At 71.0% G+C, this 22156-nt stretch carries 22 protein-coding genes and 1 tRNA gene; 10 read left to right on the forward strand and 13 right to left on the reverse strand.

Translation table 11 applies throughout. From position 1 onward, the window contains the following. Positions 1 to 12 precede the first annotated feature (12 nt). From ABZ860_RS36030 to ABZ860_RS36055, 6 genes are all read right to left on the reverse strand, one after another. Positions 13 to 1008, reverse strand: coding sequence for a LacI family DNA-binding transcriptional regulator (locus ABZ860_RS36030; protein ID WP_357229244.1), 996 nt, complete (start codon positions 1006 to 1008; stop codon positions 13 to 15). Beyond that, complete coding sequence (locus ABZ860_RS36035) at positions 1009 to 2400, reverse strand: GH1 family beta-glucosidase (RefSeq protein ID WP_357229247.1); 1392 nt, start codon at positions 2398 to 2400, stop codon at positions 1009 to 1011. Next, positions 2397 to 3218 (reverse strand): carbohydrate ABC transporter permease, encoded by an 822-nt coding sequence (locus ABZ860_RS36040; RefSeq protein ID WP_357229250.1) that lies wholly within the window; start codon positions 3216 to 3218, stop codon positions 2397 to 2399. Before ABZ860_RS36040 ends, ABZ860_RS36035 begins: the two co-directional genes overlap by 4 nt. Continuing rightward, a complete protein-coding gene (locus tag ABZ860_RS36045; protein ID WP_357229253.1) occupies positions 3211 to 4233 on the reverse strand; it encodes a sugar ABC transporter permease in 1023 nt (340 codons plus the stop codon). The genes ABZ860_RS36040 and ABZ860_RS36045 overlap by 8 nt, the downstream gene beginning before the upstream one ends. A gap of 72 nt (positions 4234 to 4305) precedes the next feature. Further along, entirely contained in the window at positions 4306 to 5607 is a 1302-nt protein-coding gene (locus tag ABZ860_RS36050) for an extracellular solute-binding protein (RefSeq protein ID WP_357229256.1), read from the reverse strand. Positions 5608 to 5917: 310 nt separating this feature from the next. Then, complete coding sequence (locus tag ABZ860_RS36055) at positions 5918 to 6865, reverse strand: AraC family transcriptional regulator (RefSeq protein WP_357229259.1); 948 nt, start codon at positions 6863 to 6865, stop codon at positions 5918 to 5920. A 140-nt stretch (positions 6866 to 7005) separates the two neighbouring features. Here ABZ860_RS36055 and ABZ860_RS36060 point away from each other — a divergent pair, with 140 nt between their 5' ends. The 3 genes from ABZ860_RS36060 (at position 7006) to ABZ860_RS36070 (ending at position 10456) form a co-directional block, all read left to right on the forward strand. Continuing rightward, entirely contained in the window at positions 7006 to 7512 is a 507-nt protein-coding gene (locus tag ABZ860_RS36060) for an anthrone oxygenase family protein (protein WP_357229262.1), read from the forward strand. Positions 7513 to 7725: 213 nt separating this feature from the next. Then, entirely contained in the window at positions 7726 to 8760 is a 1035-nt protein-coding gene (locus ABZ860_RS36065; RefSeq protein WP_357229265.1) for an MFS transporter, read from the forward strand. Positions 8761 to 9067: 307 nt separating this feature from the next. Then, positions 9068 to 10456: a glycoside hydrolase family 16 protein gene (locus ABZ860_RS36070; protein WP_357229268.1), complete on the forward strand. Its 1389-nt coding sequence runs from the start codon at positions 9068 to 9070 to the stop codon at positions 10454 to 10456. 56 nt (positions 10457 to 10512) lie between these two features. Here ABZ860_RS36070 and ABZ860_RS36075 read toward each other — a convergent pair whose 3' ends face one another. Both ABZ860_RS36075 and ABZ860_RS36080 read right to left on the reverse strand, forming a co-directional pair. Then, a complete protein-coding gene (locus ABZ860_RS36075; protein WP_357229270.1) occupies positions 10513 to 11094 on the reverse strand; it encodes a DUF5666 domain-containing protein in 582 nt (193 codons plus the stop codon). 283 nt (positions 11095 to 11377) lie between these two features. Further along, entirely contained in the window at positions 11378 to 11971 is a 594-nt protein-coding gene (locus ABZ860_RS36080) for a TetR/AcrR family transcriptional regulator (RefSeq protein ID WP_357229272.1), read from the reverse strand. 83 nt (positions 11972 to 12054) lie between these two features. Between ABZ860_RS36080 and ABZ860_RS36085 the strand changes: the two genes are divergently transcribed. Then, positions 12055 to 12762, forward strand: coding sequence for an alpha/beta hydrolase (locus ABZ860_RS36085; protein WP_357229275.1), 708 nt, complete (start codon positions 12055 to 12057; stop codon positions 12760 to 12762). On the opposite strand, the gene ABZ860_RS36090 is transcribed toward ABZ860_RS36085, so the two are convergent. Together ABZ860_RS36090 and ABZ860_RS36095 are read right to left on the reverse strand one after the other, a co-directional pair. Continuing rightward, positions 12763 to 13383, reverse strand: a complete 621-nt coding sequence (locus ABZ860_RS36090; RefSeq protein ID WP_357229277.1) for a LysE family translocator — start codon at positions 13381 to 13383, stop codon at positions 12763 to 12765. A 74-nt stretch (positions 13384 to 13457) separates the two neighbouring features. After that, on the reverse strand, positions 13458 to 13826 hold the full coding sequence (locus ABZ860_RS36095) for a response regulator (RefSeq protein ID WP_357229327.1): 369 nt from the start codon (positions 13824 to 13826) through the stop codon (positions 13458 to 13460). 149 nt (positions 13827 to 13975) lie between these two features. Between ABZ860_RS36095 and ABZ860_RS36100 the strand changes: the two genes are divergently transcribed. Continuing rightward, a tRNA-Arg gene (locus tag ABZ860_RS36100) sits at positions 13976 to 14050 on the forward strand. 104 nt (positions 14051 to 14154) lie between these two features. On the opposite strand, the gene ABZ860_RS36105 is transcribed toward ABZ860_RS36100, so the two are convergent. Continuing rightward, positions 14155 to 14820 (reverse strand): bifunctional DNA primase/polymerase, encoded by a 666-nt coding sequence (locus ABZ860_RS36105; RefSeq protein ID WP_357229280.1) that lies wholly within the window; start codon positions 14818 to 14820, stop codon positions 14155 to 14157. Between the two features lie 516 nt (positions 14821 to 15336). Between ABZ860_RS36105 and ABZ860_RS36110 the strand changes: the two genes are divergently transcribed. After that, positions 15337 to 15729: a hypothetical protein gene (locus tag ABZ860_RS36110; RefSeq protein WP_357229282.1), complete on the forward strand. Its 393-nt coding sequence runs from the start codon at positions 15337 to 15339 to the stop codon at positions 15727 to 15729. Positions 15730 to 16170: 441 nt separating this feature from the next. On the opposite strand, the gene ABZ860_RS36115 is transcribed toward ABZ860_RS36110, so the two are convergent. Beyond that, the gene (locus ABZ860_RS36115) at positions 16171 to 16848 is read right to left on the reverse strand and encodes a response regulator transcription factor (protein WP_357229285.1); all 678 of its coding nucleotides are present in this window, start codon (positions 16846 to 16848) and stop codon (positions 16171 to 16173) included. Continuing rightward, a complete protein-coding gene (locus ABZ860_RS36120) occupies positions 16845 to 18305 on the reverse strand; it encodes an ATP-binding protein (protein ID WP_357229288.1) in 1461 nt (486 codons plus the stop codon). The genes ABZ860_RS36115 and ABZ860_RS36120 overlap by 4 nt, the downstream gene beginning before the upstream one ends. A gap of 221 nt (positions 18306 to 18526) precedes the next feature. On the opposite strand from ABZ860_RS36120, the gene ABZ860_RS36125 reads away from it, so the two are divergent. From ABZ860_RS36125 to ABZ860_RS36140, 4 genes are read left to right on the forward strand one after another with little or no spacing between them, the layout of a single operon-like run. Then, entirely contained in the window at positions 18527 to 19024 is a 498-nt protein-coding gene (locus ABZ860_RS36125; RefSeq protein WP_357229291.1) for a hypothetical protein, read from the forward strand. Positions 19025 to 19075: 51 nt separating this feature from the next. Then, the gene (locus ABZ860_RS36130; RefSeq protein ID WP_357229294.1) at positions 19076 to 20221 is read left to right on the forward strand and encodes a peptidoglycan-binding domain-containing protein; all 1146 of its coding nucleotides are present in this window, start codon (positions 19076 to 19078) and stop codon (positions 20219 to 20221) included. Continuing rightward, positions 20208 to 20873: an ABC transporter ATP-binding protein gene (locus ABZ860_RS36135; protein WP_357229297.1), complete on the forward strand. Its 666-nt coding sequence runs from the start codon at positions 20208 to 20210 to the stop codon at positions 20871 to 20873. Before ABZ860_RS36130 ends, ABZ860_RS36135 begins: the two co-directional genes overlap by 14 nt. Continuing rightward, on the forward strand, positions 20870 to 22117 hold the full coding sequence (locus tag ABZ860_RS36140; RefSeq protein ID WP_357229299.1) for an ABC transporter permease: 1248 nt from the start codon (positions 20870 to 20872) through the stop codon (positions 22115 to 22117). The genes ABZ860_RS36135 and ABZ860_RS36140 overlap by 4 nt, the downstream gene beginning before the upstream one ends. Positions 22118 to 22156 lie beyond the last annotated feature (39 nt).

Below are 22156 nucleotides of genomic sequence, written 5' to 3' on the forward strand. Positions count from 1 at the left end.
CGTCCCGACCATTCAGGCGGAGTCCCGGACGACCAGCTCGGTGGGGAGGATCACCGGGTCGGCCGGGCCGTCCTTGAACAGGCCCAGCAGCAGCCGGACCATCGCGGCGGCCTGTTCGATGACCGGGTGCCGGATCGTGGTAAGCGGGGGCTCGGTGTAGCGGGCCGCCTCGATGTCGTCGAACCCGACGACGGCCACGTCGTCCGGCACGCGGCGGCCCGCCTGCCGCAGGGTCTGCAGCGCCCCGATGGCCATGAGGTCGTTGGCGACGAAGACGGCGTCCAGGTCCGGGTCGTCCTGCAGCAGGTGGCGCATGGCGACCGCGCCGGACTCACGGGTGAAGTCCCCGACGGCGACGATCGACCGCCGGTCGGACGCGCGCAGCGCGTCGCGGTAGCCCTTGAGCCGGTCCTGGCCGCCGATCATGTCCTGCGGCCCGGCGATCGTGGCGATGCGCCGCCGCCCGCTGTCCAGCAGGTGGCGCACCGCCTTCTCCGCGCCGCCCACGTTGTCGTTGTCCACGTACGGCAGGGGCACCGGCACGGCCGGCCTGCCGTACGAGACGACGGGGACGCCCATCCGCGCGATGGCGGAGGGCAGCGGGTCGGCGCCGTGCATCGAGATCAGCATGACGCCGTCGACGTGCCCGCTGGCGATGTAGCGCTCGATCCTCGCGTGGCTCTGGGCCGAGCCGCCGAGCATGAGCACGACCTGCTTGTCGGCGGCCTCGAGTTCCAGGCTGGCCGAGCGGATGACCGTGGAGAACATCGGGTCCTCGGAGAAGACCCTGGTCGGCGGCTCCGACACGACCAGCGCGATCGAGTCGGTCCGCTGGGTGACGAGGCTGCGCGCCGCCGAGTTGGGGACGTATCCCAGCTCGTCCACGGCGCGCATCACGGCATCCCGGATCTGCGGTGTCACCGTCATCTGCCCGTTGACGACCCGGGAGACGGTGGCGCGGGACACCCCTGCCCGCGCCGCCACCGCCTCCAGAGTGGGTCGTTTCATTCATTCCCCCCGTAGAAGCCCATTGCGTTTGATGACGTCTCGATACCACAGCGCGCTGTCCTTGGGAACGCGGCGCTGGGTCTCGAAGTCGACGTACACGATGCCGAACCTCTTGTGGTAGCCGTAGGCCCACTCGAAATTGTCCAGGAGCGACCATACGAGATAACCCCTCAGGTCCGCACCGGCGGAGATCGCGGCGTGCGCCGCCCGCAGGTGGCCGTCGAGGTAGCCGATCCGGTCGCCGTCGTGCACCTCGTGATCGACGAGGTGGTCGTCGAAGGCGGCTCCGTTCTCCGTGACGAGCAGCCCGACCTCGGGGTAGTCGCGCGACAGCCGTACGAGCAGGGTCTCCAGGCCGGACGGCTCGATGGGCCAGTCCATCGCGGTCGTGGGGCCGGTCGGCGGCTCGAACCTGACGCCCTCCGTGCCGGGGAAGGCGGGGTTGGCCGGTTCGCCGGGCGCGGCCGACACGAAGGACGGGTTGTAGTAGTTGATGCCGAGCAGGTCGATCGGCTGGTGGATGTCCGCCAGGTCGCCGTCCCTGATGTGGCCGAGGCCGCCATGGCGGGCGGCGATCTCCAGCACCTCCTCGGGATAGCGGCCCCGCAGCGCCGGGTCGAGGAACTGCCGGTTCATCAGCGCGTCCACGAGCCTCGCCTCGCGGTCGCCGTCGCTTTGGACGACCGGCGAGAGGTTGAGGGTGAGCGCGACCTCGGCGGCCCCGGCCGCGCGCAGGGCCCGCGCCGCCAGCCCGTGGCCGAGCAGCAGGTGGTGGGCGGCGCGGAAGGCGGCGGCGGGGTCGCGCCTGCCCGGGGCGTGGACGCCGGAGCAGTAGCCGAGGAAGGCGGCCACCCACGGCTCGTTCAGCGTCGTCCACGTGCGGACCCGGTCGCCGAGCCGCTCGTGCACGACGCCGGCGAAATCGGCGAAGCGCGCGGCGGTGTCCCGCACGGCCCAGCCGCCGGCGTCCTCGAGCGCCTGCGGCAGGTCCCAGTGGTACAGCGTCGGGTAGGGCGTGATGCCGTGGGCGAGCAGCTCGTCGACCAGGCGGTCGTAGAAGTCGAGGCCCGCGGCGTTGACCTGCCCCGCCCCGGCGGGCAGGATCCGCGGCCAGGCCACGGAGAACCGGTAGGCCGCCAGGCCGAGGCCGGCCATGAGCCGCACGTCCTCGGCATAGCGGTGGTAGTGGTCGCAGGCGACGTCGCCGGTGTGGCCGTCGGCCACGTTGCCCGGCGCCTTGGAGAAGGTGTCCCAGATCGAGGGACCCCGGCCGTCCTCGGCGGCGGCGCCCTCGATCTGGTAGGCCGCCGTGGCGGCGCCCCAGACGAAGCCGTCAGGGAAGACCATCTTCGACGATCCGGTCCCCCGAGATCCCATGGTCGTCGTCGTCATCCCTTGACCGCCCCCTGCATGATTCCTCCGATGATCTGTTTGCCGAGCAGGACGAAGATGAGCACCAGCGGAAGGGTCGCCACCGCCGTGCCCGTGAGGCCGAGCGTGAAGTCTCGCACATAGCCGCTGGCGAGCTGCGACAGCGCGACCTGCACAGTGGGATTGTCCGGGGTGAGGACCACCAATGGCCAGAAGTAGTCGTTCCACGCCGTCATGAACGTGAGCATGCCGAGCACCGCCGCCGCCGGCCGGGCGGCCGGGATCACGACGTGCCAGAACAGCCGGGCCGTGCTGCACCCGTCGATCCGGCCCGCCTCCAGCAGCTCGGTGGGCAGCGCGCGGCTCAGGTACTGCGTCATGAAGAACACGCCGAACGCGTTGACCAGCGCCGGGACGATCACGGCGTACATCGTGCCGGTCCACTCCAGCTTGATCATCAGCATGTAGAGCGGGATGATGCCGAGCTGCGTGGGGACCATCATCGTCACGACGGTCATCAGCAGGAGCACGTTGCGGCCGCGGAAGCGCAGCTTGGCGAACGCGAAGCCGGCCAGGGTGGAGAAGAACATCACCGACACGGTGATCGCCCCGGCGACGACGAACGAGTTGAGCAGCGCCAGCGCGAACGGCGCGGTGTCGAAGACCCGCTGCACGTTGGCGAGGAAGTTGCCGCCGGGCAGTAGCGGCGGCGGCACCTCGGCCAGCGCCGCGTTGTCGTGCGAGGCGACGATCACACTCCAATAGACCGGGAACGCCGAGAAGAACGCCACCGCCACGAGGGTGAGGTAGGTGAGCGGGTGCTTGCGCACTCTAGACATCGAGACCTCCCCGCATGCGCCGTACGACGAGGTAGTTGAACGCCACGACCACGACCACGAGCAGGAACATCATCCACGCCGCCGCCGAGGCGTAGCCGAACTCGAAGCTGCGGAAGCCCTTCTCGTACAGATAGAGGGCCAGGGTCTGGAACTGCCGGTCGGTGCCGCCCGTGGCCGCCGCGCCGTTGCTGACCTGCGCGCCGAACAGCAGCGGCTCGGCGATGATCTGCATCGACCCGATCGTGGTGACGATGACCGTGAAGACGACGGTCGGGCGGATCATCGGCAGCGTGATGCCCCACAGTTGCCTGAGGCTGGACGCGCCGTCGAGGGTCGCCGCCTCGTAGACCTCCTTGGGCACGGCCTGCATGGCGGCGAGGTAGATGAGCGCGTTGTAGCCGGTCCACCGCCACATGATCATCACGGCGATGGCGACGTGCGAGGTGGCCACGCCCGCCTGCCAGTTGACCCGGCCGAACCCGAGCCAGTCGAGCACCATGTTGATCAGCCCGAAGTCGCGCCCGAAGAGCTGGCTGAAGATGACCACCACGGCCACGACGCTGGTCACGTTGGGCAGCAGGAGCGTGATGCGAAACAGCGTCTGCGCCCGCAACGGCCGGTTCAGCAGGTGGGCGAGCACGAGTGCGAGCAGCAGTTGCGGCACCGCGGAAAGGACGCCGATCGACAGGGTGTTGAACGCGGCGTTCCAGAAGTAGCCGTCGGCGAACAGCGCCTTGTAGTTGTCCAGGCCGATGAACGGGTTGTCGCTGCTCAGCAGGTTCCAGTCGTGCAGCGACACCCAGGCCGTGTAGACGAGCGGGAAGACGCCGAAGGCCGCGAAGAGCAGGAAGAACGGCGCGACGTACGCGTACGGCGAGGCCTGCAGGTCCAGCCGGTGCAGGCGGGAGCGCCGGCCCGACGCCGTCTGCGCGCGTGCCGGCGGGCGGAAGGCGGCCGGAGGGCCGCCGGGGGAGGGCGCCGTGGTCCGCAGGGACCCGCCCGGGGGTGATGCCATGGGAGATCCTCCTCTGGGCGGGGCCCCCGAACGGATCGCCCGGATCGTCCGGGTGGCCCTGCCTGCGACGGACTACTTGATGCCTTCCACGTCCTTGAGGACCTGGGCCCACGCCTCGTCGGGCGACTGCTTGCCCTGCTCGACCCGGCCGATGCCGTTGCCGACGGCTGTGCGCACGTCGCCCTCGCGGGGGCCGAGGTGCTGCGGCTTGAGGTTCTTCGCGGCGTCGGAGTAGATCTTGCCGACGGGGGCGTCGTTGAAGAAGTCCTTCGTGAAGTTCTGGATGTCCGGCTGGTCGTACAGCGACGGGATCGACGGGAAGTTGCCGATCGCCTTGAACACCGCGGCCTGGTTCTGCGCCGAGGTCAGGAAGTCGATCAGCTCGGCGGCCTCCTTGGGGTGCTTGCTCTGCTTGGGCACCGTGAGGTGGGAGCCGCCGGAGTTGCCCGCGCCGCCGGGGACGGTGGCGATGTCCCACTTGCCGGCCGCGTTCTTGGCCTGGTCCTGGATGTAGGCGGTCATCCACGCGGGGCAGATCACGGTCGCGAACGAACCCTTGGCGAAGCCGGTGTTCCATTCCGGTGTGAACGCGCCGATCTTGGCCGACAGGCCGGCGTCGATCATCTGGACCGACAGGTCCCACGCCTTCTTCACGTCGGGGTTGGTGGCGACGACGATGCTGTCCTGCGCGTCGTACACGCCGACCGGGGCCTGGGCGATGATGGCCCGGAAGATCTCGCCGGGGCTGTCGAAGAACTTCGCGTCCTTGGGCGCCTTGGCGGCGAACTTCCTGCCGGTCTCGATGTACCGCTCCCAGGTGGGCCACAGGGCCGACACCTCGTCGCGCCCGCTTGGCAGGCCGGCCTTCTCGAACAGGTCGGTGCGGTAGCACATGGCCAGGCCGCCGACGTCGGTGCCGAGGCCGATGAGGGCGCCGTCGGGGGCGAGGCCCTGCTGCCACTTCCAGTCGAGGTACTCACCCTGGCGCTTGTCGAGGCCGTACTGCTTCAGGTCGTGGAACTTGCCGGGCTGCGAGGTGAACTGGCTGATGTAGCCCACCTCGATCGCCTCGACGTCCGCGGCGCCCGCCCCCGTGGCGAGGTGCGCGGCGAGGTTGGTGTGGTGGTCGGCGTACGCCGCCTGACGCTCCTCGATCTCGATGTTCGGGTGCGTCTTCTTGAACTCCTCGTAGAGCGGCTTGAAGCCGAAGTCGCCGAAGAGCCCGACGCTGAGCTTGATCTTCTCGGTGGACCGGCCGCCGCCGGCCTCGGTGCCGGACCCGCCCCCGCCGCACGCCGTGAGCGTGAGCAGGCAGGCGGCGAGCATGGGGGCGGCGAACCGGACGATCCGGCGGCCCACGTGGGGAGTGCCCATGAACCCTCCTTGGGTTCCGCAGCTGAAATTGATCATGAAGAGAGCGCTCTCGCACAAGAGTGGGAGGCGGTCGTGAGGCCGTCAAGGGCCGGATCGGTAACGATTCTCGTTATCTCGACGCGACGTAACCGCTGGTGAGAGCGCTCCCACGGTCATAAGCGCAGGGTGAGGGGCGTCGCCCGTCCGGCGGGCGGAGGTGTCGGCTCGTGGTCGAGAGAGAGCGTTCTCTCGATCTTCCGTACGCGGGTGCGCCTCACCGGCGACAGGTACACCGTCCGGCGGCCCGGGGACACGTGCGCTCGGGCGGACCTCAGCCGGCGGGGCGGCTCAGGCCCTCCCGGTACCGCTGCGGACTCATGCCGCGTTCCCGCTTGAAGGCCGAGCTCAGCGCGAACGCGGTGCCGTAGCCGACCCGCCGGGCCACGGCCTCCAGCGTCGCGTCCGTCTCGCGCAGCAGGTCGGCCGCCTGCGCCAGCCGCAGCCCGGTCAGGTAGGCCATCGGCGGCTCGCCGACCAGTTTCGCGAAGCGCTGTGCCAGGGCGGCGCGGGAGACCCCGGCCCGGCCCGCCAGCTCGGCGACCGTCCACGGGTGGGCCGGATCGGCGTGCAGCATCCGCAGCGCCGGCCCGACCACCGGGTCGCCGTGCGCCCGATACCAGCCCGGGGCGTGCGCGTCCGGACGGGAGAACCACGTCCGCAGCACGGCGATCAGCAGCAGGTCCAGCAGGCGGTCGAGCACCACCTCCTGGCCCGGTTCGTCCTTGACGATCTCCCGGCCGAGCAGCGTGACGAGCGAGCCGTCCCAGGAGTCGCCGCGCAGCACCAGCAGCGTGGGCAGCGCCGCCAGCAGCCGCTGGGTGACCGCCCCGCGCATCTGGTAGGTGCCGATGAGCATCACGGCCGAGCCGTCCGGGTCGTTGCCCCAGTTGCGCGTGCCCAGGTCCATCTCGGCCGACAGAGCACGGCCGTCCGGCGTGGTGCAGACCTGCCCGGGATGGATCACGACCTGCGGCGCGGTCGCCGGGTCGTCGGCGACCGTGTAGTGAGCGGGACCGCGCACGACCGTCACGTCGCCGGGCCCCACCCGTACGGCCCGGTCCTCGTCCGGGGTGACCCACGCCTCGTCACGCACCATCGCGACCAGGCACAGCGGCGCCTCGTCCTGGATCCGCACCGACCAGGGCGGGCTCAGGGTCGCCCGCAGCAGGAAGGCCCCTCGCGCCCGGGGTCCGTCCAGGAGATCGGCCAGCGCGTCCATGCCCAGATCGTAGACGGCCGGATATGCGGTCGAGCGTCTCGGCGATGTCGCCCGAAGCCGTCCGCCGGTTGACTGATCGCCATGACGACGACAGCGCAGATCCTGGTCACCATCGGCGCCCGCGCCGCGGCGAGGGCGTCATGACGTACCTCCTGGCCGCCGTCGCGGCAGCCCTGTCCATGCTCATGACCGCCGGGATGGCGGGCACGTTCTTCGGGTTCTCTGTCGGGGTCATGCCGGGCCTGAACGCGGCGTCGGCGTCCTCGGCGATCGACGCGATGAACGCCGTCAACGTCAAGATCCAGAACCCGGTGTTCCTGGCGGCGTTCGTCCTCGCCCCGGTCGCCGCCGCCGGGGCGGGCGCCCTGCTGCTGGCCACCCCCGGCTCGGGCGCGGCCTGGCCGTTCTTCGCGGCGGCCGCGGTGTACGCCGTCGGCGTGGTCCTGATCACGGCCGCGGTGAACGTGCCGATGAACGACGCCCTGGCCGCGGTGGCGGCCCACGGCGGCCCGGCCGAGGCCGCCGCCCGGATCTGGTCGGACTACTCGGCCCGGTGGACCACGTGGAACACCTGGCGGGCCGTGGCAGGCGCGGTGAGCCTGCTGCTGATGGGCTACGGCGTCCACCGCTGGGGCCGGGGCTCCTGATCTCTCTCGCCTGGCTGGACGAACTGGAGGCGGCGCTCCCGCGGCCCGCGTCAGGAGAGTCCACATGACGGGCGCCGAGGCCGCCAGGCCCACCCGTCTCATGTCCCTCGGGCTCGTCGCGGGCCCGATCCTGTCGATGGTCGACTCGTCGGTGGTCAACCTCGCGGTGCCCGACCTGACACGCGAACTCGGCCGGCCCCTGGACGTCGTGCAGTGGGCCGTGAGGGCTACCTGCTCGCGCTGGCGGTCGGCCTGGCCCTCACGTCCTTCCTGGCCAGGAGGTTCGGGCTCGTCCCGACGTACATCGGCAGCCTGGCCCTGTTCGCGCTCGCCTCCGCCGCGTGCGCGCTGAGCCCCGACGCCGGCGCGCTGATCTGCTGCAGAGCCCTGCAGGGCCTGGGCGGCGCGCCGCTCGTCCCGCTGGCGATCGGCCTGCTCATCGGGGAGGGCGGCGCCGTGACGGGATCGGGCCGCGGGGTGCCGCTCGCCGCGGGCCTCGCGTTCTTCGCGGCGCCCGCGCTCGGCGTCTCCCTGGGCGGCCTGCTGATCGGCGCGTACGGCTGGCGCTCCATCTTCCTGATCAACCTGCCGATCGGGCTGCTCGCCCTGCCCGGCGCGTTCGCGGCGCATCGGGCCGGCCTGGGCGTCCGGGGCGACCGGGCCGTACGGCCGGACCTCGTCGTGTTGTTCGCCGTGCTGTTCCTGGCGCCGCTCTACCTCCAGACGATCCAGCACCACTCCAGCGTCGTCACCGGGCTCGCGCTCCTGCCGCAGGGCCTCACCATGGGACTGTCCGCCCCGCTGGGCGACAGGGTGGCCGAACGCCGGTCGGCGCGGTTCGCGGTGGTGCTCGGGATGGTGCTCCTGACGGCGATGACCGGCCTGATGGCGCTGTTCACGCCGGACACGCCCGTGTGGCTCACCACGCTCGTCCTGTGCGGACGCGGCCTGGCCATCGGGTTCACGAGCCAGCCGCTGGTGGTCTCGCTGCTGGGCGGCCTAGCGCCGGAACGCGTCCCGGACGCCAACACGCTGTTCAGCGTGGCGCAGCGGCTCGCGGGGTCGTTCGGGATCGCGCTGCTCGTCACGTTCTTCACCACCCGCGGTGCGGCGACCGGCTCGCCGCTCACGGGCTTCCGGGAGACCGCCCTGGTCCTGGCGGCGACGGCGCTGCTCGGAACGCTGGGCGCGGCCATGCTCCGCCTGACCCGGGCGGCGGAAGGCCGGGTGCGACCGGACTCCGCCTGACTCCACCGACGGGACGTCGAGACCCGGGCCTGCGACAGTCGATTGGAGAGCGCTCTCTCATCAATGCTCTCACCGGGGTGGCTTTGGTGAGAACGCTCTCTGGGATTTCACAGATCCTCTTGACGCGAGTGAGATCCAGAGGGGACAGTGTCGCTCAAGCGGTCCTCGATCGCGGTGCGCGGGCCCTCACGACCCTCTCCGGACACCGCCGTCCGGCCTCGCAGACGTCCCCCGTCTTCGCTCCGTGAGGCCACCCGCACCCTCCAATCCCCCCGCCGCGACGACCGGGCCGAGGAGAGAGGTACTCATGCGTGTGCTCCACTCCCCATGGCGCCGCTCGTTGCCGGCGCTGCTCGCCGTGGCCGCCGCGGTCATGGCCCTCACCGTACGGCCCGCCGACGCGTCGGTGCCCTCGACGCCGTCCGGCTGGTCGCTCGTCTGGTCGGACGACTTCAACGGCGCGGCCGGGTCGCTCCCGTCGTCCACCGACTGGATCATCGACACCGGTCACTCCTATCCTGGAGGCCCGGGCAACTGGGGCACCGGCGAGATCCAGAACTACACGTCCAACGCCTCCAACCTGAGCCTCGACGGCAGCGGCAACCTGCGGATCACCCCGATCGGCAGCGGCCAGAACTGGACCTCCGCGCGGATCGAGACCCGCCGCGCCGACTTCAAGCCGGCCGACGGCCGCATCCTGCGCATCGAGGGCCGCATCCAGATGCCGAACGTGACGGGCGACGCCGCCCTCGGCTACTGGCCGGCCTTCTGGGCGCTCGGCGCCCCCTACCGGGGCAACTACCAGAACTGGCCCTCGATCGGTGAGTTCGACTTCATGGAGAACGTGAACGGGCTCAACACGGTCTGGGGCACCCTGCACTGCGGGGTGAACCCCGGCGGGCCGTGCGACGAGACCAACGGCCTGAGCGGCAGCCGGGCGTGCCCCGGCTCGACGTGCCAGTCGGCCTTCCACACCTACCGGTTCGAGTGGGACCGCAGCGTCACCCCCAACCAGCTCCGGTGGTACGTGGACGGCCAGCAGTTCCACAGCATCAGCCAGAGCCGATTCGACGCCACGACGTGGTCGAACATGACGTCCCACGCCGGATACTTCATCCTGCTCAACGTTGCGATCGGCGGCGGCTTCCCCAACGGTGTGGCCGGGTTCTCCACCCCCACCGCCGCCACCGTGTCCGGCCGGCCGATGGTGGTCGACTACGTGGCCGTCTGGCAGAGCGGCGCGACCAGCAGCCCGCCGCCGAGCTCACCCCCGCCGGGCGGCGTGGACGCCCGCTCCACCATCCAGGCGGAGAACTACCAGGCGCAGAGCGGCACGCAGGTGGAGACGACCCAGGACAGCGGCGGCGGTCAGAACGTCGGCTACATCTCCAACGGCGACTGGCTGCGCTACGACGGCGTCAACTTCGGTTCGACGGCGGCGCGGCAGTTCAAGGCCAGGGTGGCCTCCGGCGCGGCGGCCGGCGTGAGCGGCCTCGTGCAGGTCAGGCTCGACAGCCCGACGGCGACCCCGATCGGCGACTTCGCCGTCGGCAACACCGGCGGCTGGCAGAGCTGGACGACCGTCCCGGCCAACATCGCGCCGACGACCGGCACCCACACCGTCTACATCACCTTCAGCAGCGGTCAGCCGGCCGACTTCGTCAACCTCAACTGGTTCACGTTCGCCACGTCTTGACCGTCACGCCGTGGGCGGGGACCTTTCCCTGGGCCCCGCCCACGGCCGGACGTACGTCACCCGGTGGGTGAGACGGTCTCCGGCGACGGCGATTCGCCGGGTGTGGCGGGCGCGGACGGGGTCTGCGGGGTCTGCGCCGGGGGCGCGCCGCCTCCGCCGTGCCCCGGCAGGGCCGGCCGGCTGGCGTCCGCGATGATGATCGCCCTCGGGCTGCCGCCGGTCGTGCCCACGACCCACACCTGGTCGCCCTGCTGGATCCCCTGCAGGCCCTTGTAGTCCGCGACGATCCTGGTCGACTCGTCGACGGTGTAGGTGCGGCCGCCCACGGTGAGGGCGCCGCTCCGCACCGAGTCGACCGCGCCCGTCTGGCTGGTGAAGGTCTGGTAGTTGCCGGACGGGCTGGGCTGTGCCTGCGGCCGGGAGGCCGGTCCGAGCTGGAGCAGGGCGAGCTCGCTCATGCCGAACTGCTCAGGACCGGGCCGGAGCTGCCCCCCTTGGGCGTACCGGGGCTGGTCCTGGCCCGGCGCGCCCGCGGCGGCGAGGCCGGCGCCGGTGGCGAGGGTGAGCGCCGCGGCGACTCCGAGAAGAAGCCGGGGCCGCTTGCCGTGACGTTTCGGCGGCTTGCTGGACATGGTCATCGGTGTGCTCCCTCCACTCCGCGCGGGGGCACGACACGACACGTGCGACATGACAGGTGCGACATGACACGATGCGGCCTGACGTGGCCGGCGCGGCTGGGATGTGCGCGAACGACGTGAGCGAACGTGACCGTGGCGGGTCATGGAACGTCCGCGGGAACGACGCGCCGGGCGTACGCGGCCGCGCATGGAGCGCGCGGCGCCGCGAGCCCGTCGCGGATGGCCCGCCAGCGGCGCCTCTGGCCGTTTCCTGCCGGCCGGGCCGTCCGGTCGATCCGGATGGTCAGCCGCCGGCCCGCGCCGGTCGGCCCGCCTCCGGATCCCCTGGCCGCCCTACCCCATCGAGTACGGCGTTCACCGCCCGCTCGGTAAAGCCATCGTCCAGAGGCAGTTGCCGGAATACCACCCGCAGCCAGACCGCGCCGGCGAGCAAATCCATAATCATCATTGGGTCGGCGGAATCGCCGATCTCGCCGCGCTCCCGGGCTCGTTCGAAGATCGGCCGCTCGCGGGCGAAGCGGTCGGCGAACAAGCCCCTGGCCGCCTCCGCGAGCTCGGGGCTGTTGGCGGCGGCCCCGAGCGCCGCGACGGCGATGTCCGCCGCCGGGGGAGTGGTGAGCAGCCGGGCCAGGCCGTCCAGCAGCGCGTGCAGGTCGCCCCGAAGGCTCCCGGTGTCGGGCACGTCGAAGTCGAGCGCCCGCGCTTCGACCAGCGCGGTGCCGAGCAGGGCGGCCTTCGACGGCCACCACCGGTAGATCGTCGTCTTGTTGACCCCGGACCGTTCGGCCACGCCCTCGATGGTCAGGCCCTCGTAGCCCTTCTCCGCCAGCAGGCGCAGCGCGGCGTTCAGGATGTCGTCCTTCTTGCGTGGGGCCATGGCGGGAGCCTACTGCAACGCACCGTTGTGCTTTAATGGCGTATACAACGCAACGTTGCGTTGCTTTTCATGAGAGGTGCACCATGAGCATGCCGGTGGTCCTCGTCCACGGCACCCGGCTGAGCGGCACGATGTGGTCCCCGGTCCGGGCGCTGCTGCGAGCCCCGTCCGCCGCGCCCGACCTGCCCGGCCACGGCCGCCGCCGCGGCCTGCCGTACGACACGGAGGCGGCCTGCGACGTCGTCGCGGAGTCGATCGCGGACCTGGGCGGACGGGCCCTCGTCGTGGGGCTGTCCCTCGGCGGCTACGTGGGCATCGCCGCCGCCGCGCGGCATCCCGGCCTCGTCGCCGGCCTGGTCGCGATGGGCTGCACGGTGCGGCCGGACCGGCCCAGGGCGCACGCCTACCGGCTCGCCGGGCGCCTGGCCGCCCGCAACCCCGCGCTGGCCGACCGGGTGAGCCGCTTCGCGCTGCGCCGGATGCTGCCCGGGGCCGCCGGAGAAGCCATGATCGAGGGCGGGCTGAGCAGCGAGGTCGTGGCGTCCGTCGTCGCGGCGGTCACGGCGGAGGACCCTCTCGCCTCCCTCGCGGCCTACCCCGGCCGGGTCTGGCTGCTGAACGGCACCCGCGATCCCTTCCGGGCCGACGAGCGGGCGTTCCTGCGGGCCTGCGCCGACGGCAGCCTCACGCACGTGCCGGGCCGCGGCCATCTGACCGTGCTCGCCGATCCCGCCCGGCTGGCCCGCTTCATCGACGAGGCGGCCGAGGCCGTATCCGCCTGCCCGGTTTGATCAGCCCCGCGCCGCACGACCGGCCCCGCTCAGCGCGGCGACGAGGGCCAGTGCCAGGTAGACCAGCCCCGAGGCGTACCTGAGCGTGCTCGCGCGCAGGCGGCGGCCGAGCGACCCCGCGGTGAGCGCGTACGCGAGGTCCGAGGTCAGCCCGATCACGGCGACGACCAGTCCGAGAAGGAGGACCTGCGCGGGTACGTCGCCGGAGGGGTCCACGAACTGCGGCAGGAACGCCAGGAAGAACAGCACGGTCTTGGGGTTCAGCACGTTGACCACGACGCCTTCGAGGAAGACCCGGCGCAGCGGCTGCGGCCTCGGCGCGTCGCCGTCGGAGCCCCGGCGAGTCAGGGCGCGGACGCCGAGATAGACGAGATAGGCGACGCCGGCCCATTTCACCGCCGCGAACAGTTCCGCGGACCTCGCGAGCAGATAGGAGAGGCCGGCCGCCGCCGCGGCGATGTGGAGCAGTGTGCCCGTCTCCACACCGAGGGCCGAGGCGACCCCGGCGCGACGGCCCTGGGCCACACCGCGGGCGGCGATATAGAGATGGTTGGGGCCCGGCACGGCCACCACCGCCGCCGAGGCGGCCGCGTACACCAGCAACGTCGAGGCATCGATCACGCTTGCCGAGGCTAGAAGCGGAACGGCCCGCACACCCGGGCCAATCGGCGTCCGCGTCCGTGGACCAATGCGGCTCAGAGCGCCTCGGGGCCCTTGGCGAGGTCCCGTACGATCTGGATCAGCTCGGCCGGGTCGAACGGCTTGGTGAGATAGGCGTCGACGCCGATGTCGTCTCCCCGCCTGCGGTCGTCCTCCTGGGCCCGGGCGGTGATGAGCATGACCTTGATGTGCCGGGTGCTCGGGTCCTCCCGCAGCCGCGTGGCCGTCTCCCAGCCGTCGAGACGCGGCATCATCACGTCGAGCGTGATCACATCGGGATCCACGTCATGGACGCGGTCCAAGCAGTCCTGCCCGTCGTACGCGGTCTCGACCTCGAACCCCTCCAGGGTCAGGTTGACCGCTATGAGCTGCCGGATGACCTCGTCGTCATCCACCACCAGCACGCGTCCCAGAAGCTCGCCCACGGCGGCAAAGCTAGCCAATGAGACGGGGCGGGCGCGCGGTTTTCACTGATCCACATTCCCGTGCCTCCCGGCGGCCTTATTGATGTCACGAGCGGCCTTCAAGTGCTGGTAGCCTTATCAGCGGTTGAGCCCCCTTAGCTCAGGGGATAGAGCACCGGCCTCCGGAGCCGGGTGCGCAGGTTCGAATCCTGCAGGGGGCACCATGTGATGTCGCAAGACATCGGAAACCCCCGAACCTACGGGTTCGGGGGTTTCTTTGTGTACTGGGGTTGGTAGTCGCGGGTGGGATCGATGATCAGCTCGCGGATCAGCTCTCCGGTGGTGGCGTTGACCACGCGGACGGGTAGGCCAAGCGCGGGCGCGTGCTCGAAGGGGCCGCGGTCGGTGGCGTGGCGAGTCGTTCGGCGAGCCAAGCGGGCAGCGGCGCGGGCGGGATCGGGTTGGTGATGGTGTAGGTGCCCGGGCCGTCCGGCAGGGCGACGAAGCTGCCGGGGCCGACGACGTATCCGCCGCACCCGCGGGTGTCGATCAGCCGGCTGAGGCCGTTGCCCTTGTCTCCGCTGGTGTTGCCCAGAGTGATGCCGGGCGGGGCGGTGAAGCACAGGTGCGTTCCGCCGCGGCGGGTGGTCACGGTGAAGGTGCCGGCGGGGTAGGGCTGGCCGTGCCGTTCGCACAGATGGCGGAACACGTCCTCTCCGGTGGTCAGGCCACGGTCGGCGTGGTCGGCGGGCGGGTGCTCGCCGGGTTTGGGCTGATCGAGGTCGATCACCACCAGGTGGGAGGGGCCGCAGGCTACGCCGATGTTGCAGGGCCGCCGCTCCCAGAACCGGGCGATCACATAGGGGTCGGTGGTGGCGTGCTGTTCCCAGGCGGTGAAGCCGCGCAGCGGGTACTTGCCGCGGGGGGTGATGGGGAAGACGTGCCAGCCGCGGGCGGCGCAGCCGAGCGCCGCGGCGATCAGGTCACGGCTCACAGAGTGCTCCTTTCGCGTGAAGGACATCGGTTCTCCCGGCAGGACGGTCGGATTCCCGTGAGGACGCTCCACTGGGCGGGGCACCTGCCTCCCTCTGGTGACGGTCTCGGCGAGCCGCCCGGATCGACGGTTGTGCGGCCGTGGTCAACCCTCCCGGAGCCGGCGACCCGCGGCATCACACGAATATGTGACATTTGCGCCAGCCTGGTACCGGCCGGTCAGCACAGTTCCACCCTCAGCAGCAGCGGACGCGCATGTGGGCGCCGTTCCCCTGGCACCACGCGATGGCCCGGGCCTCGACCGAGGTCTCCCTCAACCGTCGTGGCCGCCCACACCTCCGATGAGATCAAGTGCACGCCACCGCGGGCCCGGACGGGCGGCGTCGTCCGGCGGAACCTCTCGGCCGCCTGATACCGCCTGCCACGAATCGGGGGCCTGGAGCGCGTACGGGCCGCCCGCCCTCCGAAGTAGGCGTATCCCTTGCGGGGCGGGGAGGAACACGGTAGGTCTCAATACATGACTGCTTCCGGCGACGAATTGCATGCCGCTGTACAAGCGCGCAAGGAACTCGGGCGCGAATACGAGGATGCTCTCGTCGAGTCGTTCCTCGAAAAGATAGACCGGGAAATCGACAGGCGCGTAGACGAACGCCTCGCGAAGCAAGGACCGGCATATGTCCAGCGTTCGAGCAACGGTTCGGGACAGCGGTTCGCGCTGGCGATCATCTCCGTCGTGCTCGGCGTGCTGGGCACGGTGGGAGCACTCGCGGCCGAGGCGGACCTGGGGGTGCTGGTGATCTGGATCGGCATCGGAGTGGTCAATCTTGTCTTCGCGCTGGGTGAGCGGGAGCGGCCCTCGTCCGGAATCCGTCCGGATGCCCCGCCGGCCCCGGAGCCGCGACACCGCTGAGGTGGGAACGAACCGAGACGCGGCTGCCGGAGGACATCCGGTGGCCGCGCCCGTCGGTGCTGGATGATTGATACCAAGGGGTCTGGTCACGTTCGGCGATATGCCGTCCAGTGCCGTGCGAGCCGCACGGCGGCCATGTCGAGCAGCGGTTCGCCGTTGCCGCCGGAGCCGCTGCAGCACCAGGCGGACGCGGATTGTCTTTTCGCGCTTGCCGTCCCTTCCGCTCGTCGGCACCATGGCGAAAGGCTGTCGGCGATTGTGGGCCACGAAAGGCGCACATTGGAATTCGGCGTGTCCATTGCGAGGGTGCGACGACGACTTCCCTCGACGACCGCGGGCCCGTGCCTGCCACAGAGAGGCCGGAAAGCCGGGGTCATAGCCGAGCCGCCCCGGCGCGGCGCGCACGGCAACATCCCGCTCTGACTCTTCGGAAGATCCGGCTCAGCTCCTGGGCGGGTCGGCGGGGTCGGACAGCGCGTCCTGAAGAGGAACCAGACCGTGCTGCAGGCCGAAGATGGCAGCCTGGGTGCGGTCCTTGAGCCCCAGCTTGGTCAGGATGCGCGAGACATGCGACTTCGCGGTCTCCTCGCTGAGGGAGAGGGTCCGGGCGATCTCACGGTTGGACTGGCCGCGGGAAAGCGCCGCGAGGACCTCGCGCTCCCGCTGTGACAGCACCCGTAGCGGATCCGCGTCGCTCTGGCCGCTCCACACCCGCCGCACCAGGAGCGCGGCCACGGCCGGATCGAGGACGCTGGCGCCCTGGGCGGCGGCATGGACCGCCTCCACCACCCGGTCGACGGCGGTGGTCTTCGGTAGGTACGACAGGGCGCCGGCGCGAACCGCCCGCAGCGCCTGCTCGTCCTCCGCGTACGACGTGAGCACGATGACGGCGGGCCTGACCGGGCTCTCCTTGAGGCGTTCCAGCACGCCGATGCCGTCGAGCCCGGGCATCAGCATGTCCAGCAGCACCACGTCGGGTTCGAGCCGGGCGATCGCCTCCAGCGCGGCGTGCCCGTCGCCGCACTCTCCGGTGACCTCGATGCCGGGTTCGTCCTCCAGGACGTACCGCAGGCCCTGGCGCACGACCTGGTGGTCGTCGACGATCAGCACCCGGATCATTCCGCACTCCCCGCGCCCACCGGAATCCGCGCCCTGATCATTGTCCCCCGATCCGGCGCGCTAGTCACGCTGAGAGTGCCGCCCAGTTCGCTGATGCGTTCCGACATCACCGTCAGGCCCATGCCGTGCCGATCCTCGGTGTGGCCGGGGTCGAACCCCCGGCCGTCGTCGCGGATCAGCACCTCGATGAGCCCGTCGACCTCGCCCAGGGACAGCTCGATCGCCTGCGCGCCCCCGTGCCTGATCGCGTTTCCCAGCGCCTCCTGCACGACGCGCAGCACAGTGTGCTCGGCGTCCGGCGCCAGCGCGACGTCGTCGAGGTCGGTCTGCACGGCGATGCCCAGGCGTGCCTGGTAAGCCTGGCACAGTTCGCGTAGTGCCAGGACGAGGCCCATCTCCTCGAGCGCGACCGGCCGTAGCTGCAGCAGCATCGTGCGCATCTCCCGAGCGGTGTGGGCGATGGTCTGCTCCATAATCTGGGCCTGCTCCTTGAAGCGGGATCCCTCGGGCAGCTTGCGCCGGAGGCTCGCGGCCACGAGGCCGAGCGAGAAGAGGTCCTGGGAGACGGAGTCGTGCAACTCGCGGGCGATCCTCGTCCGCTCCGCGCGCTGTGCCTGGGCGCCCGCCGCGAGCCGCTCGGCCCGGCTGGCGGCCTCTACCCGTTCGGCCATCGCGTTGAACCCCTCTTCCAGCCTGCCCACCTCGTCGCCGCCGGACACGGGGACGCGAATCTTCAGGTCGCCCTCCGCCATCGCGGCCACCCCCACCGCCAGCCGCTGGATCCGGGACACCAGGCGCCGGGTGCTCAGCAGCCCCGACATCACGCACACCGGAACCAGCAAGGTGAACGTCAGCACGCCGGAGACCAGCCACCCACTGGTGGTGATGTTCCAATCCACGCTGCTGGAGGCGGACGGAGCGGCGCCGGACTCGTCGCGCGCCTGTACGTAGACGAGGCCGATCGGCCGCCCGTTCAGGAGCACGGGGCGGGTCGCCCATCCGACGCTCGGGCCAGGTGCGATGATCATTCCGCTGCTGGTCTGGACACCAGGGGTGAATCCCGGCGGCACGGTCCCGGCGGCGTACGTCGCCGGATGCGACGCCAGAAGCAGGCGGCCGTCGGCGCCGGCCACCGCCAGCACGGCCGCGCCCGCCCGCCCGTCCGACTGGGACATCTGGCGGAGCCACTGCCCTCCCACGTCGGTGAGCAGGGCGCGGTCGGTGAGGGCGCCCTTCTGCGTGGCGGCCACCACGCCCATCGCGGCGGCGTCCGCCTCCGCGATCGCCTCGGCCCGTTTCTGGGCCAGGCTGCTGAAGCCGGGCTGCGTCAGCACGATGTCCTTGGCGGCCAGTGTGACGATCAACCCTCCCGCCAGAGTTTCGGCGAGCAAGACGGCGACGGCCGAGATGAGCACGTACGACACAGCCATCCGGAACCGCAGACTGCGGCGCGACACGCTGCCTCCCGTCAGGGGTTTGTCCGGAACGGGTTTCCACCCTCTGCTATTTTCCCGGCCGCCGCAAGGCGGGAATCCGGACCGGAACCTTTATTTTGCGGATCGTCCCTGCTGTCCGGATCGTCCGGTGCGCTCTCCCGCGAGGACACCCCCGATATGGGTGGCGAGAAGGCCACATATGGGGGACGCGCCGCCGCCCCGCCGACGGCCACACTGAGGACATGGTTCTTTCCAGAGTTCTTGCCGGTGCCGCTGTCCTCCTGGTTCTCGCCGGGTGCGGCGACACTTATGAAGTCAACTCCAAGAGCGGTCCCGACCAGGCGGCACTTTACCGGCAATTGGCGAAGTGCGTCCGAGACCACGGCGTACCGGACTTCCCCGACCCGGTGCAGGACGGCGATGGGCGGTGGGGCCTTCCCGAAGGGGCGTCGGCTCCCCCTCAGGAAGTGCAGAACGCTTGTAAGTCGATTATCGACCAGGTGCAGCAGGAAACGCAGAACAAGCCTGCCTCTGCCAGCACCATCGCCGCATTGCGCAAATTCACCGGGTGCATGCGGCAGAACGGAATCGCCGACTGGCCGGACCCGGACGCTGACGGTGTGTTCTCGCTGCCGGCCCGGCTCTCCGATCCGAAGAATCACACGTTGTTCGACGCGCAGTTCAACACCTGCAAGAGCAACCTGCCGCCGGGCGGGCTGAACATGCGGCCCGCGAAATGAATACGTGATGGCGAAACCGGGAGAAAAGGCGCCAGGAGGGTCGTCCAGGTGATGACAGAAGCGGAAGTGCAGCCGGCGGAGACGACGCCGGTCAGGAACGGCGGACGCGGTCGCATCGTGGCCGGAGTGGTCGTCGTCGCGGCGCTGGCGGCCGGCGGCTGGGCGGTGGTCCAGGCCCGGTCCGGCAACTCCGAGGCCACCAAGGAGACCAAGCCGTCCGTGCCGGTGTCGACCGCGCCGGTGGTCCGCGCCGACGTGGCCAACCGGAGGGTGGTGAACGGCACCCTGGGCTACGCGGGCTCGACCGCCGTGGCGGCCGGCCGCGGCGGCGTGGCGACCTGGGTGCCGAAGGTCGGGGCGATGGTCCGCCGCGGCGAGCGGATATTCGAGATCGACGGGGTGCGGGTCCCCCTGTTGTACGGCGAGCGCCCGGCATGGCGGGACATGGGCCTCGGCGTCCGGAACGGCGTCGACATCCAGCAACTCGAGCGCAACCTCGCCGCGATGGGATACGGCAAGGGCGTGACGGTGGACCGGCACTTCTCCCTCGCGACCTACTACGCCGTCCGGCGCTGGCAGAAGGCGGCCAAGCTGCCGGTCACCGGGTCGGTCCCGCTGGGGCAGGTCGCCTTCGCTCCGAAAGCCGTCCGGGTCGGCACCCGCGAGGTCGTGATCGGAGGCCGGGTGGGCGCGGGCCAGCTCGTCGTGCACGGCACCGGCACGCAGCCGGCCGTGCTGGTCCGCCTGAACCCCGCCGAGCTGCCACGGATCCGGGTGGGCGACCCGGTCGTGGTGACGCTGCCTGACGGCAAGACCCGCAAGGCGAAGGTCACTTCGGTCTCGCAGGTCGCGGTCACGGGCGGCACCACCGCGGCGTCCGGCGGCGGAGCGGCGGATGGCACGTCCTCGGTGGCACCGGTGACGATCGCGCTCAAGAGCAGGGTCCGCGGATTCCTGGACCAGGCGGTGGTGCAGGTCGCGATCGTCTCCGAGCAGCACAAGAACGTCCTGGCGGTGCCCGTTTCGGCGCTGCTGGCCCACGCGCTGGGGCAGTACGAGGTCGTCGTCGTCGAGGGCGGCGTACGGCGGAGCGTCCCGGTGCGGACCGGACTGTTCGACGAGTCGTCCGGCCTGGCCGAGGTCACCGGCGACCTGCGCGAGGGCATGCTGGTGGAGGTGCCCGATGAGAGTGCTTGAGCTGCTCGACGTGCGCAAGACCTATCCGGGCGACCCGCCGGTGCAGTCGGTCCGCGGAGTGAGCCTGTCGGTGGAACCGGGGGAGATGATCGCGGTCATCGGTGCCTCCGGCTCGGGCAAGTCCACCCTGCTGCACCTTATGGCGGCGCTCGACCGGCCCAGCAGCGGGTCGGTGCGGCTCGACGGGCACCGGGTCGAGCAGCTCACCGACCTGCAGCTGGCGGCGTTGCGCGCGTGGCGGGTGGGTGTGGTCTTCCAGCAGTTCTTCCTGCTGGGAGCGCTGACAGCGCTGGAGAACGTCGCCTCCGGCCTGCTCTACCGGGGAGTGCCGGCACGGCAACGCCGGGAGGCGGCCCGTGAGGCGCTCAACCGGGTCGGGCTCGCCCACCGAGTCCACCACCGGGTGACCAAGTTGTCCGGCGGGGAACGCCAGCGCGTCGCGATCGCCCGTGCGATCGTGGGCCGACCGGCGATCGTCTTCGCCGACGAGCCGACGGGCAACCTGGACTCGGCGAACGGCGCGGAGGTGCTGGCGATCCTGAAAGAGCTGAACCAGGCGGGGACCACGTTGGTCATCGTCACGCATGAGGAACGAGTCGCGGCGGCCTGCCGGCGCCGCATCGAGATCCGGGATGGGACGGTGGTGTCGTGAGCGGCGTCCTCGAGACGGAGGCGGAGCCCGGCAGCCGCAGCAACAGGCCACAGGAGGTCAGGCGCAGCCGCCTGCGGGCGGCCGACCTGCTGCCGGTCGGGACGCTCGGGCTGCGCTCCCGGCGAATGCGGGCGGCGCTGTCGGCGCTGGGCATCGCGATCGGCATCGCTTCGATGGTCGCGGTGCTGGGTGTCACCCGGTCCAGCCAGTCCGCCCTGCTGGCCCAGCTCAACCGGCTCGGCACCAACCTGCTGACCGTGGCAAGCGGAACGAGTCTGGCCAACACCGAGGTGGCCCTGCCCGCGACCGCCGCACCCATGATCAGGCGGCTGCCCGGCGTGCTCGCGGTGGCGCCGACGGCGCAGATCAGCACGGCGAACGTCTACCGCAACGACCAGATCCCCGTCGGCCACACCGGAGGGCTCGCCGTACGGGCCGCCGACGCGGCGCTGCTGGACACCTTGCAGGGCTCGGTGCTGGACGGTCAGTTCCTCAACGGCGGCGACGCCCCCGTGACCGTCCTCGGGCACGAGGTCGCCACCGTGCTCGGGATCGCCCACCTGACGGGCGACACCCGCGTGTGGCTGGGCGGGCACTGGTTCCACGTGGTGGGGATACTCAACCCCTTCCCGCTGGAACCGGAGATCGACCGGTCCGCCCTCATCTCCTTCCCCGTCGCCCGGCATCTGCTCGACTACAAGGGGGACCCCAGCCGCATCTACATCCGGACCGATCCCGACAAGGTCACGCAGGTGTCGGCGCTGCTCACCTCCGCCGCCAACCCGGCCAACCCCTACTCGGTGAAGGCGAGCAGGCCCTCCGACGTCCTGACCGCGCAGGTCGCCGTCCGAGAGGCCGCCGGAACGCTGTTCCTGGGTCTCGGCGCCATCGCCCTGCTCGTCGGCACCATCGGCATCGCAAACGTGATGGTGATCTCGGTGTTGGAGCGGCGTGCGGAGATCGGCTTGCGGCGCACGCTCGGGGCCACCCGTCTCCACATCGCCACGCAGTTCCTCACCGAATCACTGATCCTGTCGGCACTCGGGGGTTTTGGAGGCGTGGTGATCGGCTCCGCCGTCACCGCCGGCCTGTCCTACAGCCAGGGCTGGCAGGTCACCATACCGGCCGTGGCCCTCCTGGGCGGGTTCGGCGTCGCGGTCGTCGCCGGGGTCCTGGCCGGACTGTACCCGGCGCTGCGCGCGTCGCGCCTGTCGCCGACCGACGCGCTGCGGACGGGCGGCTGAGCCTGCACCGGCCGCACGCGCCCGGCTTCCGGCACGTAC

This window comes from Microbispora sp. NPDC046973 (genome assembly GCF_040644495.1).
GTDB lineage: Bacteria > Actinomycetota > Actinomycetes > Streptosporangiales > Streptosporangiaceae > Microbispora.

What these genes read in the sequence shown, in the direction of transcription:
- ABZ860_RS36080 (WP_357229272.1), bottom strand. Translation starts at nt 11,971, where the DNA reads ATGGCCCCACGCAAGAAGGACGACATCCTGAACGCCGCGCTGCGCCTG.
- ABZ860_RS36060 (WP_357229262.1), top strand. Translation starts at nt 7,006, where the DNA reads ATGACGTACCTCCTGGCCGCCGTCGCGGCAGCCCTGTCCATGCTCATG.
- ABZ860_RS36030 (WP_357229244.1), bottom strand. Translation starts at nt 1,008, where the DNA reads ATGAAACGACCCACTCTGGAGGCGGTGGCGGCGCGGGCAGGGGTGTCC.
- ABZ860_RS36070 (WP_357229268.1), top strand. Translation starts at nt 9,068, where the DNA reads ATGCGTGTGCTCCACTCCCCATGGCGCCGCTCGTTGCCGGCGCTGCTC.
- ABZ860_RS36035 (WP_357229247.1), bottom strand. Translation starts at nt 2,400, where the DNA reads ATGACGACGACGACCATGGGATCTCGGGGGACCGGATCGTCGAAGATG.
- ABZ860_RS36130 (WP_357229294.1), top strand. Translation starts at nt 19,076, where the DNA reads ATGACAGAAGCGGAAGTGCAGCCGGCGGAGACGACGCCGGTCAGGAAC.
- ABZ860_RS36085 (WP_357229275.1), top strand. Translation starts at nt 12,055, where the DNA reads ATGAGCATGCCGGTGGTCCTCGTCCACGGCACCCGGCTGAGCGGCACG.
- ABZ860_RS36040 (WP_357229250.1), bottom strand. Translation starts at nt 3,218, where the DNA reads ATGTCTAGAGTGCGCAAGCACCCGCTCACCTACCTCACCCTCGTGGCG.
- ABZ860_RS36055 (WP_357229259.1), bottom strand. Translation starts at nt 6,865, where the DNA reads ATGGACGCGCTGGCCGATCTCCTGGACGGACCCCGGGCGCGAGGGGCC.
- ABZ860_RS36045 (WP_357229253.1), bottom strand. Translation starts at nt 4,233, where the DNA reads ATGGCATCACCCCCGGGCGGGTCCCTGCGGACCACGGCGCCCTCCCCC.
- ABZ860_RS36115 (WP_357229285.1), bottom strand. Translation starts at nt 16,848, where the DNA reads ATGATCCGGGTGCTGATCGTCGACGACCACCAGGTCGTGCGCCAGGGC.
- ABZ860_RS36075 (WP_357229270.1), bottom strand. Translation starts at nt 11,094, where the DNA reads ATGACCATGTCCAGCAAGCCGCCGAAACGTCACGGCAAGCGGCCCCGG.
- ABZ860_RS36125 (WP_357229291.1), top strand. Translation starts at nt 18,527, where the DNA reads ATGGTTCTTTCCAGAGTTCTTGCCGGTGCCGCTGTCCTCCTGGTTCTC.
- ABZ860_RS36050 (WP_357229256.1), bottom strand. Translation starts at nt 5,607, where the DNA reads ATGGGCACTCCCCACGTGGGCCGCCGGATCGTCCGGTTCGCCGCCCCC.
- ABZ860_RS36135 (WP_357229297.1), top strand. Translation starts at nt 20,208, where the DNA reads ATGAGAGTGCTTGAGCTGCTCGACGTGCGCAAGACCTATCCGGGCGAC.
- ABZ860_RS36110 (WP_357229282.1), top strand. Translation starts at nt 15,337, where the DNA reads ATGACTGCTTCCGGCGACGAATTGCATGCCGCTGTACAAGCGCGCAAG.